Source organism: Pseudomonas fluorescens (assembly GCF_018614655.1).
GTDB lineage: Bacteria > Pseudomonadota > Gammaproteobacteria > Pseudomonadales > Pseudomonadaceae > Aquipseudomonas > Aquipseudomonas fluorescens_BX.
In genome coordinates this window covers 319,000-331,752 of record NZ_JAGGOG010000011.1, presented here as the reverse complement: position 1 = coordinate 331,752, position 12,753 = coordinate 319,000, and the positions used below count along the sequence as shown (strand labels likewise).

Sequence of the window (12,753 nt, the reverse complement as noted above, 5' to 3'; positions counted from 1 at the left end):
CGTTCACCTCTTTGGGGCAGTACGCAGGTCAATATCCAGCCGGGCTGCGGCCTCGATCTCGACCCGCAATGTAGGGAACACCAGGCTACTGACCTCCACCAGCGTGGACGTCGGAAACAATGCCTGCCCGGCGAAAAAGTCTCGCCGGGCACGGCCGACCTGGTCTTTGTCGGCAATGTCAGTGAGGTACACCGTGAGCCGGTAGATCGTGCCGATATGTCCGCCAGCGGCCTCGACCAATGCGCGGATTTTGCCCAGCACGATCAGGGTCTGGGCGTAGCAGTCCAGCGTCGGATCCTGCTGCGTGGCCGGGTGGGCGGTCATGCCGGACATCACCACCTCGTTGCCGATCAGCAACGCGTTGGACCACGTGGCGTTGGCCGGCTCACGTACGGCGTCGGCCTCTACCTGCTGCACGGTGTAGCTCATGACAACTGCTTCGCGTCGATCAGCTCCAACTGCGCCTTGGCTGCGTTCTTCAGGTAACGGCGCAGCCGCACCACGCCCAAGTCATGCTGGTAGAGGTTTTCGCGCTGGTTGGCGTCAGGCTCCATGAACTCCAGCAGCACCCGGTCTTGCTCCAGAACCGCCCAGTGGCGCGCCTCCAGACGGTTTTTGTAGAGGAAGCGCCAGGTGTCACGCTGCCAGCCGGTCAATGGGCGGCAGCGCCAGTGGAACACGGCCGCCAGGGAACGACTGCTGGGGGTGTAGCTGCCGATGATGGTGAAGTTGCCGCCCGGGCCGCCGGTCTTCGGGTACGGAATTTCCAGGCGCAGCCAATGGCAGCCGTTGTCCATGAACTCGGTCCAGTCGAAGTTCACCCCGCGCTGGCCTTCCTTTTCGAAGAAGAATCCCTGGTCGGTGTCGCGGGTGACGAACTTGGCGGTGGCTTCGCCTTCGCTCATCGAGTGGGACATTTTGTGCAGGTAGGTGCCGTGCATCGGGTCCATGACGTTATCGATCACGTAACGGTAATCGCCTTTCCACTCGGTGTAGCAGACGAAGCTGCTCCACTCAGGGGAGGTCAGTTGCTCCGGCAGGATCAACTCTGGGGGTTGCTCCACGTTAGGCTCGGCGGCGTTGTAGAGAAAAATGGCCCCCGCGGCTTCACGGGTGTGGAACATCCGCGTCGGCCGGCTGCCCTCAAGCTTGCAGCCAGGGCTGCCCGGGACTTTGGTGACCGTGCCGTCACAACGCACTTCAACGCCGTGATAGGGGCACTGCAAGCGGTCGCCCAGTACCGGGCCCTGGGACAACGGAGCACCGCGGTGAGGGCAATGGTCTTCCAGCGCGTGGACGCTGCCATCGTTGTCACGCCACAGGGCGATCTTGTAGCCCAGGCGACGGATTGAAACCGGTTTTTCTCCCAGTTGATCGCTGGGCAGCACGGGGAACCAAAGGTTTTTCAAACCATTGGCGAGAAGGTGTTCAGCAGGGTCGACGGTCAAGTGCGCGTTCATTTTTATCATTACCTCTGTCGGGTCATTCGCCCAACCGGGCCATCAGGGTTGTATAGGCTTCTGGCGTCCACTCTCCGGTGGTCAGCGGGCAGGGCGGGCCGGCCAGGTTCAGGTGCGCGAGCAGTGCAGGCAGCTCCGTTACGCCATTGCCAAAGGCCCGCTCGATGGAGTCTCCCAGCAATTCTTCGAACTGGGTGTTGGGCCGTTTGCGCGCCTGATGGGGCTGCAGGTAGGGTTCGGTTGTGCTCATCTCATTGACCTCCGTTGCGTACCCGTTCGCGGATCATTTCGCGCACGGGGATAAAGTCGTAAGTAGGGAAAACTTCAGTGCTGAACACGCCCCAGGCCGAGCGTTCGAGCTCGACGTTGAGGCTGGGCAGCAGGCTGGGCGCCAGGCGCAGGGTGACGATCTGGCCCAGGCCCATGGCCACGGTCCACGACACCACCTCGACGCCCTGGGGCGGAAAGCGCTCCCACCAGTCCTGTTGCTTCATGTGGCCCTGAATGTCTTCCAGGTTTTTAGATTGGTCGTGCTTGAGCAGCACCGTGACCAGTAAGATTTCGTTCATGGTCAGGCCGCACGCTCGGTAGGTACGGTCCAGGCGTCGTAGCCGTAGACCCAGTCGGCATTGCCGCCGTCCTTGAGCCACTGGTTGCCTCGTGAGCCGATCTGGATCTGGCTGGTGCGTTCCAGCCGCGCCTGTTGATAGGCCTGCAGTGCACCCTCAATGGAGGCTGGGTCCTGCAGATCCTGCAAGTAACGGGCAAGCACCACGGCGTCCTCGATAGCTTGGCCGGCACCTTGAGCCATGAACGGCATCATCGGGTGGCAGGCATCCCCAAGCAGGGTGATCGCGCCTTGAGACCAGAAGGGTAGCGGGTCGCGTTCATACAACGCAGTCTTGAGCACCTCAGTACAGGCGTCGAGCAGGGCCCGGGCGTCGGGGTGGAACGCCTGGTAATGACTGCGCAGTTCTTCGGCATCACCTGCGCTGGTCCAGGACTCTTCGTGCCAGCTGTCCTGGGCGGTGGTGGCGAAGATGAAAATATCCTTACCCTGGTTCAGCGGGAAGGTGACGATCTGGCTCTGTGGGGTAGGGCCCCACCATTTGGTGAACGCCTGGATATTCGGAACGTGAGCCACACGCTCGACCGGCACCACCGCACGGTAGGCCACCACGCCGGTGAAGTGTGGGTGTTCGTCGCCAAATAGCGCACTGCGCACCACGGAGTGGATGCCATCGGCACCGATCAACAGGTCGCAGCGGTGCCGGCTGCCATCCTTGAAGTGCAGGTCGATACCGTCAGCGCCTTGCACCACACGCTCGGCGCGCTTGGCAAACTGCACCTGTGACAGCGGGAACACCTCGGCCAGGGCGGCCAGCAGGTCGGCGCGGTGAATGGTCAGTTGCGGCGCACCGTACTTCTGTTCGGCAGCGTCGGACATTTCCAGGCGCGAGGTTTCCTCACCGCTGTCCCACATCCGGCTGATGCGGTGCGTTGGCCGCGCGGCGGGAATACGCACCGCCGCACCGACGCCCAGGCCATCGAGGGCCCGCACGGCGTTGGGCGTGAGGTTGATGTCGGCACCGACCCGCAGGAATGCCTTGGACTGCTCGAATACGGTGACCTGGTGACCGGCGCGGTGCAGGGCGATAGCGGCGGTCAGGCCGCCAATGCCGGCGCCGGCAATCGCAATGTTCAGGGAAGACATGGACGACTCCTGCTCAAGGTTTCGGTTTGTCGGTGAGGAACTTGCCTTGCGGCGCCTCGACGTGTTGCTGGCGACGGGTGTTGCCGTCGATACCACCGGCAATCGCCCATTCGGCAAACACCGTCGGGCCGGGCTCGAAGGTGCGCGGCTGCCACTCGCCGGTCAGTTGATCTTCGTCGGCGTAATACTCCACCAGCGCTCCGGCGGGGTTCTTGAAGTACCAGAAGAACGCTGAAGACACCGGATGACGCCCCGGGCCGATTTCCGTGGTCCAGCCGCTGCGGGAGATGTGCATGCCGCCGCCGAATACTTCGTGCACATCGCGTACGGTAAACGCCACGTGGTTCAGCCCGGCCCGTGGTGCAGGCAGTTGCAACATGAACAGATCATGGTGGCCGCCTTCTTCGGCGGTGCGCAAAAAGGCTCCACGGTCCGGGTAGCGGTCTGAAGCCTGGAAGCCAAAGCGTTGGTGGTAGAAGGCTTCGCAAGCGTTCACGTCCTTGACGAAGAACACCACGTGGCCAACTTCAATCGGCGTGGCCCGTTCATAGATCGGCGCGGCCTTGTTGATCCGGCCTTTGGTCTGCCAGGTGTTGTGGCCGCTGCACTCGATGTCGATCTCGCGCTTGCGGGTCACTTGCAGGCGGATCGCCAAACCGTTGGGGTCGGTGCAGCCAATACGCCCGTCGGTTTCGACAAACCCCGAGTCGCGAACAATACGCTCGCGGTACAGCGCCAGATCGGCGGTGCTTTCTACGCCCCAGACCACTTCGCGCACGGTGGAGCCTGCTTCAATCGCCTCAGGCAACCCCGGTTTGTTCAGGTCGGCAAGTACCACCCGGCAGCCGTTGAGGGTTTCGAAGATCACTTCGTCTGCCTGTGTGCTGACAGGTGTCAGGCCCCAGTCGCTGAAAAAACGCACGCAGGTGTCGAGGTCTTCGACGCCATAGGTGACTTCATCGATGCCTAAAACGCTCATTGCCCTACCTCGTGTGGCACACCGGCCCAAGCCAGCGGCTGCTCGTTCATGCCCCAATAGAGGCTCTTTTGTTCCATGTACTGCAGGATCCCCAGGCGACCTTTTTCGCGGCCCAGGCCGCTGTCGCGCCAGCCGCCGAAAGGCGTGGAAATCGAGAACTGCTTGTAGGTGTTGATCCACACCGTACCGGCTTGCAGCCGTCGACCGAGGGCCCAGGCGCGTTTGTAGTCGCGGCTCCAGATCCCGGCGGCCAGGGCATAGAGGCTGTCGTTGGCTTGTTCCAGCAACTGCGCTTCATCGTCGAACGGCATGGCCACCAGCACCGGGCCGAAAATCTCTTCCTGGCACACTTGCTGGTGGTTGCTCAAACCCTCGAGGATGGTCGGCGGGTAGTAGTAACCCTGGTCATAAGGTTCGCCGCTCAAGCGCTGGCCACCCAGGCGCAGACGGCCGCCTTCGGCAAGGCCAAGAGTGACATAGCGCTCCACCGACTCACGGTGCCCGGCGCTGATCAACGGGCCCATTTGGGTGTCTTCCCGCGCCGGGTCGCCGACTCGCAAGCCAGCGGCGGCGGCGACCAGCCGCTGCATGAACGGCTCGTACAGCGCGCGGGCGACGAACAGCCGGGAACCGGCAATGCACGCTTCGCCAGAGGAACTGAAAATGCCGTACAGCACACCGGCCACCGCGTGGTCGAGATCGGCGTCATCCAGCACGATGGTGGGTGACTTGCCGCCCAATTCCAGGGACACCGGCATCATCTTGTCAGCGGCAATGTGAGCGATGTGCTTGCCGGTGGTGGTGCCGCCGGTAAACGACACGCGCTTGACCAAGGGGTGGCGGGTCAGGGCATCGCCCAGCAGCGAGCCTTTGCCGGGCAGCACGCTGATCAGGCCTTTGGGCAGGCCGGCCTCTTCACACAACTGCGCGAGTTTCAGGGCCAGCAGCGGGGTGATCTCTGCCGGTTTGATCACCACCGCATTACCCGCGGCGAGGGCCGGCGCGACTTTTTGTGCTTCGCTGGCAATCGGCGAGTTCCACGGGGTGATCGCAACCACCACGCCCATGGGTTCGTAGACGCTCATGGTGACGAAATCACCGCGTGACGGGGTGATGGTTTCTTCCAGGGTTTCGCAGGCCGCGGCGAAAAACTGAAAGGTGCCGGCGGCGCTGGCTACCAGCGCACGGGTTTCGCTGATCGGCTTACCGTTGTCCTGGCGCTGCAGTTGCGCCAACTCCTCGGCGTGTTCGCGAATCAGCCCGGCGATGCGGTACAGCACAGCCGCTCGCTCGTGGGGTTTGCGCTGAGCCCAACCGCTGTGCAAAAACGCCTGATGCGCACCCTGGATGGCGTCTTCGACATCCTGCACATCGGCAGCATTGAGCCAGGCTACGGCTTCGCCAGTGGCAGGGTAGCGGCTGGCGTAGCGTTCGCCACGGCCCAGACGCCAGTGGCCGGCGATGCAGATGGGTAAAGTCTGTTCGAGGGTCATCGACGGGCTCCTAAATGGAAATCGCGTGGGCATGGTTGCCCAAGGCACGGACCACGCTGTACACAGTCAGCGCCGAGGTCTTGGGGTTGGCCAGCAAGGGCTTGCCCCGTAGGCTCAACTCAAAGCCGCCAAAGGCGCCCCGGGCTTCGAAGTGGTGAACGTTCTCTTCGCTGTGAGGGTCGGCAATCAGGGTGACCTGGGTGCGATCCAGGCCAATTCCGGCCAGGGACAAGGTAGCGGCGACGTTGGCGTTTTTCGGGTACAGCCGCGCCGCTTCGCGAGCGCTGCCCTGAAAAATCACGGTCGCTTCGGTGATGCTGTCGAGGTCGCAGGCCTGCTCGCCGGGGGTATTTTTCCAGGCCCGCGCCGGTTTGCGGCCGGTGTAGTTGACCGAGTCCAGCCCACCGACTTTGGCCGCTGACAGCGCGTCAATCCCGCCAATGGCGCCGGGCAGCAACTCGATGCGGGTGTGGCCGCGCTCGGCAGCGGCTTCCAGGCGCTCGACCAGACCGACTTGCGACAATGCACCCACCGAGACAATCAGGCAGGCAATGCCGCGCTCCAGGGCCGGCAGCACGTGTTCTTCAATGGCCCGGTGGCCGGCGCACTCGACCAACAGGTCGGGGCGCGCGTCGGCGGGCAATGCCGTCAACACCTGCGGCGGTTGCTTGAAACTGGCCAGCCGCTGGCGGACCAGCGCTTCGGAACCCTCGGAGGCGATGACGTAGTCGACGCACAACTGCGGGTCTTTCTCCAACAGCTCAAGCACACCGACGCCAATGGCGCCGCAGCCGATCATGGTGATATGCAGCATGGGGCAATCCTCAGGCGTTGGCCTTCTGGGCTTTGGTTTCGCTGTTGGGCGGGCCGGCGAACTGGGTGGCGAAGTTGCCGACGCTGAGCATGTCGACTTCCAGCAGAAACGGACCGGGCTGGCTCAGGGCGTTGTCGACGACGCGGCCAAAATCCTTGAGGTCGGTGACCAGCCCGTGGCGCAGCCCCATGGACGCGGCGAGTTGGGTGTAGTCCGGGGTGTGCAGGTCGACGTAGCAATGGCGGCTGCCGTAGACCGCGTCCTGGATGTTGCGAATCACGCCGTAGCGCTGGTCGTTCATCAGCAGGATCACCAGGTTGGCCTTCTCCTGAACCAGGGTCGCCAGTTCGCCCAGGTTCAAAATGAAGCCGCCGTCACCGGCCAGGGCGAAAACCTTGCGCTCCGGCGCCGTTTCAGCGGCGGCCACGGCCGCACCGATGCCCATCGCCAGGCCTTGGCCAATACCGCCACCCAAGGCGTGCACGCCGGCACGTGGGTGGTAAAGCGTCAGCAGGCGGTTGCCCCAGATGCTGTTGGACAACGTCACGTCGCGCACCCAGGAGAAGTTGCGCCCGGTGCTGGCTTGCAGTTGCTCGACCATGGCCGAGTAGGGGCCCAGGTCAGCGATCAATTGGCGTCGGGATTGCTCGCGAACGGCCTTGAGTTCATTCAGGAAGTTCGGGTCGATCTGCAAGCGTCCTTCCAGACGGTCCGCCAGGCCTTCGAGGGCCAACGCCGCGTCACCGCAGATGAACAGCTCGCTGGCATAACTACGGCCTTCGATCGCCGGGTTGGCGTCGATGCGCAGGGTGTTTTGCGGCAATTTCAGCGCGTACTTGAAGGTTTCGTTACTGCGCAGGCGGGAGCCGGCGATCAGCAGCGCGTCACAGGTTTGCAGGAACTGCTCGACCCGTTTGTTTTGCGAAAAAGCGCCGAGGCAGCGTTCGTCGTCCTCGTTGACCACACCACGGCCCTGGGTCGAGGTGATGACACCCACACCCATCGCCAGCAGGCGTTTAACCGCATGCCCGGCATGCCGTGCGCCACCGCCGAGCCAGAGCATCGGGCGCTTGGCACTGGCCAGTCGCTCGGCCACCAGGTCGAGGGCTTCGCGGGTCGGGACTGCGACCGGGATCGGCAGGGGCGTCAGGTCGGTGGGCATTGGAATGAAGGTCGACTGGATGTCGATCGGGATCTCGACGCTGACAGGTCCGGTAGGCGCCGTCAGTGCAGTCTGCACCGCGAGCTTCAGGGTGCTGATGGCGGTCTCGACACTGCGCACGCGAAACGCGGCTTTTGACACGGCCTTGAGCATGTTCAATTGGTCACGGGCTTCGTGGATGTAGGCCAGTTCCTGGTCCAGGTACGGCGTTTCGATCTGCCCGGTGATGTGCAGCAGCGGCGTGCCGGCGGTTTGGGCTTCAACCAGGGCACCGGCGGCGTTGCCGGCAGCGGTGCCGGTGGAAGTCAGGCACACGCCCAGGCCACCGGTGGTGCGGGCATAGGCGTCGGCCATGTTGGCTGCACCGGCTTCACCCCGGGCCATGACGAAGCGGATATTGCCGCGCGCGGCGAAGGCATCGAGGATCGGCATGTTGTGGATCGAGATCACGCCAAAAGCGGCTTTGACATCGCACTGCTCAAGAAAGGCAGTGATGGCAGCGCCAACGGTGACAGTATTTTCATTACGCATGGCGGGACAGGCCTCCGGATACATCGATATGGCTGCCTGTGGTGTAAGCCGACAGAGGCGAGGCCAGAAACAGGATCGCGCGGGCCGCTTCAATCGGCAGGCCCAGGCGCCCCAAGGGAATGTGTTTTTTATGCGCCAGTTGGGCGGTCCACTGGCTCCAGTCCAGGTCCCGTTCTTCACGGGCCTCGAAACGGCGGCGCCATTGGCCGGACTCCACCAGGCCGATGAGGATGCCGTTGACCCGGATGCCGTCAGGCGCAAACTCGGTGGCCATCGAGCGCACCAGGTTCATCACCCCGGCGCGGGCGGCAGAGGTGGCGACCATGTGCGGCTCCGGCTGGCTGGCCAGCAGCGAGTTGACGCACACGATGGCCGCGTCGGTCTGTGCCTTGAGCTGCGCCTTGAAGGCGCGGACCGGGTGGATCACCGAGAAGAACTTCAGGTTCAGCTCTTCGGTCCAGGCCTCATCGGTGGTGTCCTGGAAGGTTGAAACGCGGCCTTGCCCGGCGTTGTTGATCAACACGCTGGCGGCGCCCAGTGCACGCTCGCTGGCGGCTGCAAAGGCCTTGACCGATTGGGCGTCGAGTACGTTGCAGGCCTCGGCCAGCAGGCGTGCCTCGGGGAAGCGTTGACGCAGGTGCGCTTCAGCACTGCGCAGACGTTCTTCATTGCGCCCGCAAAAGGCGACGGCCGCGCCGGCTTCCAGCAGCAACTCGACGCATGCCAGGCCAATGCCGGAAGAGCCGCCCGTGACGATCGCCGTGCGACCATGCAGTTGATAAAGGCTCATCTCAATCTCTCATCAGTGCGGTGACACGGTGCTGCCCGTCGTGGGCACCGCCGTTGTAGTTGAGCAGGTGGGACAGCTCATCGGCGCTGCGTCGCACTTGCGACAGCAGTTCCTGAAAGTTCACATGGCCGATCTGGGTGGTGGGGATGGTCACGCCCAGCGCGGCAGCAATGCGTCCGCTCTGGTCGCGTACCGGTGCGGCGACGGTGGAGATCGCCGACTCGAAGAACCCTTCGCCACTGACGAAGCCACGCTGACGGTCGGCTTGAACCATATCGAACAGTTCCATCACGGTTTTCGGCGTGCATGTGGAGTGCTGTTCCAGGTGTTCCTCCGGGTACAACTCGCGCAACTCGGTCAAGGACAGGTCTTCCAGCAGGATGCGTCCCAGCACCGTGGCGTGGGCCGGCAGGCGGGTGCCGACATTGACCGCACTGGAAAACACCGACGGCGGCGAGACCTTGGCCACATAGACAATCGAACGCCCGTCACGCACCACCAGGTTGCTGGGGTAGTTGAGCCGGTCGCACAGCCGCGCCAGCAACGGTTGACCCAGTTCGGTCAGCTCCAGGGACGCGAGGTATTCAAAGCCCAGGCGCAGGACCGACATGCCCAGGCGGTATTCATTGCCGCTGCGGGTGACAAAACCCATGGTTTCCAGGGTGGTGAGCAGGCGAAAGATCGTCGAGCGTGGCAGGGCCAGCCGCCGCGCCAGTTCCGGTGCGGTCAGGGTGCGATTGCGCCGGGTGAATTCGCAGAGCAGCAGCAGACCGCGCTCCAGGCCTGGCACGATGTATTTGTCCTGAGCGTCCTTCAGCAGATCTGAGTCGTTCATAGGGTTTTACCTGTCAGGGATTCTTTGATGGCAAAGGCCAGGCGGCCTGCAACCACCAGCGGTTGTTCGATGGGGCTGGCGTGCCCGGCGTCGGGGATCAGGCTGAAGTGCGCGCCCAGGGCCTTGGCCAGAGGCAGGCAGCTTTCCGGCGGGGTAATGCCGTCGTCCTGGCCGCAGTGCACTTCACACGGCATCGACAGCGGGGCATGGCGCAACAGGTCGTCGCCACACAGCAGTTCGATGGCCTGGCGATAACCTGCGGGGTTGAGCCGCGCCATGTTCCAGCGCACCCACGCCAGAGCCTGTGGCGAGGCCTTTGCGGACACCATATGGGCGCTGCGTTGCTCGGCGTTGCCTTGGATGCCCACCTGTTCCAGCGACCGCAGGCGTTTGCTGCGCACCTCCTGGCGTTGCTGGCTACGGGACGGATCGCCGTAGCCACGGGCCGGACTGATCAGTACCAGGCGGCTGACCCGGTTGGCATGCAAGCGGGCAAACGCTACGGCGGTCAGGGCGCCCAGGGAGTGGCCGACCAGCACGCAGTGCTCGATGTGCAGGCCGTCGAGCAATTGCAAAAGGCGTTGGGCATAGGATTCGGCCTTCGGTGCGGGGGCTTCCAGCGGCGTGGAATCGCCATAGCCTGGGGCATCCCAGGCGATCACCCGAGCGCCGGGGGCCAATTGTTGCGCCACCTGCAACCACGAGGCGGCACCCGAGCCGATGCCGTGGAGCAGAACAATGGCCGGGCCGCTGCCGCATTCGCGCAGGGCTTGCTGGCCACCGTCGATCTTCAGCGTGTGCTGAGGAAAGTCGGCGACCAGGTGGGCCTCGAGGGCAGCGGTCAATGGCGTGTGGTCGACGCTGGGCAACATGGGCTTATCCGCGCTTGATCGAGGCCAGAGGGTGCTCTGGCGGGTAAGTCGGGGTGACGGGCTTTTTCGCCCCGAGCATCACGCACATCAGCGCGTCTTCGTCACCGATGTTGATTTCTTCGCGGTAGACGCCTGGCGGTACGGAGATCACGTCGCGGTCAGTGAGGATGGTTTCAAAGCGTTCACCGTCCTTCTCGATCACCACCTTGAGTTTGCCCCGCAGCACAAAGAACACTTCTTCGACGTCGGTGTGCAGGTGCGGTGGCCCCTCGTGGCCGGCCGGAATCACCATGGTGGAAAAGGTGAAGTGCTCCGACGGGATGGTGTTCATGTCGGTGCTGACCCCGGTGCCGCCCGTGCCGATGTAGCGCATTTGTGCGCGGCGGAACTTGGGGTCGTAGTCGGCCTGGAACTTCAAGGCATCCCAGTCGTATTTACGCGTCTCGTAGCGCGCGATACGGGTGCTCATCCAGCTTTCCAGGCTCGCGCCGGCGGGGCGTTCCCAGGTTTTCGGGGTGTCTTGCGAAGCGGATAGGTCGGTCATGGCAGTCTCCAGATCAAGGCATGACGAACCCGCCGTTGACCGGCAGGGTTTGTCCAGTGATAAAGCGGGCAAGGTCGGACAGCGCAAACAGCACTGCGCCGCTGACGTCTTCGGGCAATTGCGGGCGTTTCAGGGCGCGCTGGTCGTTGTACAAACGGTGGCGTGCTTCAGGCACGTAGGCGGTGGCTTCCACCAACACCAGGCCGGGAGCGATGGCGTTGACGGTGATGTTGTCGGCCCCCAGTTCGCGGGCCAGGCTGCGGGTCATGGCGATGATCGCGCCCTTGCTGGCGACGTAAGCCAGCAGGTTCGGTGCACCCCACAGCGGCGTGTCGGAGGCCAGGTTGACAATGGCCCCGTGGCCGCTGGCGCGCAGGGCCGGCAGGCAGGCAGTGGTCATCAGCCAGGTGCCGCGCACGTTGACTTGCATGACCTGGTCCCAAGTCTCAAGGCTCAATTCTTCGCAGCTTTTGCCGCCGGAATTGGTGATCGAAGCGTTGTTGACCAACCCATCCAGCCCACCGAGTACCCGCAGGGTTTCACTGATGCAGGCGTCGATGGAGGCGGGCTGTGCGAGGTCAACCGTCACGGCTTGAACATCCAGGCCCAGGGCCTGCAACTCGGCGGCTGCCTGTTGCACGCGCTCGGCCAGCACGTCAGCAATCACCACCCGGGCACCGGCGTGGCCGATGGCTTGGGCGAAGGCGTAACCCAGGCCACGCGCACCGCCGGTGACCAGCACACGGCGACCTTCGAGTAAACGATTGAGGTTCGGCATCATTGGGTACTCAACATGGCTTTGGGCATGTAGTGCAGGACGCGTTTTTCGGCCCAGACCACGGCGCCGTAGGCAATCACGCCGATCAGGGTGAGCATGACGATGGCGACGAACACACCTGCGGTGTTGCCTTGGCCTTCGGCGTCCACCAGCAGGAAGCCCAGGCCCTGATTGCCACCCACCAGTTCACCGACGGTGACGCCGATCACTGCCAGGGTCGAAGCGATGCGCAAGCCGGAGAACAGCGCGGCCATGGCCGAAGGAAATTCCACCAGGCGAAAGATCTTCCAGCGGCTGGCGTTCATGGTGCGCACCAGGTTGATCATGTCGGGGTCAACGGTACGGATCGCCGACAGCACGTTGATCATCACCGGGAAAAACACGATCAGGATGGCGATCAGGATTTTCGGGTAGATGGTGTAGCCCAGCCACATCACGAACAGCGGCGCGAAGGCTACTTTCGGTGCGATCTGCAAGGCTAGGATGTACGGCGACAACATGGCCTCGGCCGCCGGCGACAAGCCGAGCGAGACCCCAATCACCACGCCCAGCAGGGCGCCCAGGCCGAAGCCGACGATGATCTCCAACGCGGTGATCAGGGTATGTTGCAGCAGGCCGCCGGTGTGCCACATCACCAGGCTTTCCTGGGCCACGCGGCTCAGTTGGGGCATGACGAACTCGGGCATGCCCAGCAGTCCCGGGCCCCATTGCCAGAGCGCCAGGAATAGCATCAACAGCACAACGCTGCCGAGCATGGAGGTATTAAGGTTTTTCATCGTGT

At 63.6% G+C, this 12,753-nt stretch carries 15 protein-coding genes; all 15 read right to left on the bottom strand.

From position 1 onward, the window contains the following. Positions 1-3 precede the first annotated feature (3 nt). From J7E41_RS11880 to J7E41_RS11810, 15 genes are read right to left on the bottom strand one after another with little or no spacing between them, the layout of a single operon-like run. Positions 4-429: a RidA family protein gene (locus J7E41_RS11880; protein WP_214993086.1), complete on the bottom strand. Its 426-nt coding sequence runs from the start codon at positions 427-429 to the stop codon at positions 4-6. Continuing rightward, a complete protein-coding gene (locus J7E41_RS11875; protein WP_214993083.1) occupies positions 426-1,460 on the bottom strand; it encodes an aromatic ring-hydroxylating oxygenase subunit alpha in 1,035 nt (344 codons plus the stop codon). The genes J7E41_RS11880 and J7E41_RS11875 overlap by 4 nt, the downstream gene beginning before the upstream one ends. A 22-nt stretch (positions 1,461-1,482) precedes the next feature. Then, positions 1,483-1,710: a recombinase-like helix-turn-helix domain-containing protein gene (locus J7E41_RS11870; RefSeq protein ID WP_169355062.1), complete on the bottom strand. Its 228-nt coding sequence runs from the start codon at positions 1,708-1,710 to the stop codon at positions 1,483-1,485. Between the two features lies 1 nt (position 1,711). After that, on the bottom strand, positions 1,712-2,029 hold the full coding sequence (locus J7E41_RS11865; RefSeq protein ID WP_214993080.1) for a hypothetical protein: 318 nt from the start codon (positions 2,027-2,029) through the stop codon (positions 1,712-1,714). Positions 2,030-2,031: 2 nt separating this feature from the next. Further along, positions 2,032-3,174, bottom strand: a complete 1,143-nt coding sequence (locus J7E41_RS11860) for an FAD-dependent monooxygenase (protein WP_214993077.1) — start codon at positions 3,172-3,174, stop codon at positions 2,032-2,034. 13 nt (positions 3,175-3,187) lie between these two features. Further along, complete coding sequence (locus J7E41_RS11855) at positions 3,188-4,153, bottom strand: VOC family protein (RefSeq protein WP_214993072.1); 966 nt, start codon at positions 4,151-4,153, stop codon at positions 3,188-3,190. Beyond that, positions 4,150-5,646 (bottom strand): aldehyde dehydrogenase, encoded by a 1,497-nt coding sequence (locus tag J7E41_RS11850; protein WP_214993069.1) that lies wholly within the window; start codon positions 5,644-5,646, stop codon positions 4,150-4,152. Before J7E41_RS11850 ends, J7E41_RS11855 begins: the two co-directional genes overlap by 4 nt. A 10-nt stretch (positions 5,647-5,656) precedes the next feature. Then, positions 5,657-6,460 (bottom strand): aspartate dehydrogenase, encoded by an 804-nt coding sequence (locus J7E41_RS11845; protein ID WP_214993066.1) that lies wholly within the window; start codon positions 6,458-6,460, stop codon positions 5,657-5,659. 10 nt (positions 6,461-6,470) lie between these two features. Continuing rightward, on the bottom strand, positions 6,471-8,153 hold the full coding sequence (locus J7E41_RS11840) for a thiamine pyrophosphate-binding protein (protein WP_214993063.1): 1,683 nt from the start codon (positions 8,151-8,153) through the stop codon (positions 6,471-6,473). Further along, complete coding sequence (locus J7E41_RS11835; protein WP_214993060.1) at positions 8,146-8,943, bottom strand: SDR family oxidoreductase; 798 nt, start codon at positions 8,941-8,943, stop codon at positions 8,146-8,148. Before J7E41_RS11835 ends, J7E41_RS11840 begins: the two co-directional genes overlap by 8 nt. Position 8,944: 1 nt before the next feature. Further along, positions 8,945-9,778 carry an IclR family transcriptional regulator gene (locus tag J7E41_RS11830; protein WP_214993057.1) on the bottom strand — a complete coding sequence of 278 codons (834 nt, stop codon included), beginning with the start codon at positions 9,776-9,778 and terminating at the stop codon, positions 8,945-8,947. Beyond that, on the bottom strand, positions 9,775-10,650 hold the full coding sequence (locus J7E41_RS11825) for an alpha/beta fold hydrolase (protein ID WP_214993054.1): 876 nt from the start codon (positions 10,648-10,650) through the stop codon (positions 9,775-9,777). The genes J7E41_RS11830 and J7E41_RS11825 overlap by 4 nt, the downstream gene beginning before the upstream one ends. A gap of 4 nt (positions 10,651-10,654) precedes the next feature. Next, a complete protein-coding gene (locus tag J7E41_RS11820) occupies positions 10,655-11,194 on the bottom strand; it encodes a cupin domain-containing protein (RefSeq protein WP_169355052.1) in 540 nt (179 codons plus the stop codon). A 13-nt stretch (positions 11,195-11,207) separates the two neighbouring features. Then, a complete protein-coding gene (locus J7E41_RS11815) occupies positions 11,208-11,975 on the bottom strand; it encodes an SDR family oxidoreductase (RefSeq protein WP_214993053.1) in 768 nt (255 codons plus the stop codon). After that, positions 11,972-12,748 (bottom strand): ABC transporter permease, encoded by a 777-nt coding sequence (locus J7E41_RS11810; RefSeq protein ID WP_214993051.1) that lies wholly within the window; start codon positions 12,746-12,748, stop codon positions 11,972-11,974. The genes J7E41_RS11815 and J7E41_RS11810 overlap by 4 nt, the downstream gene beginning before the upstream one ends. Positions 12,749-12,753 lie beyond the last annotated feature (5 nt).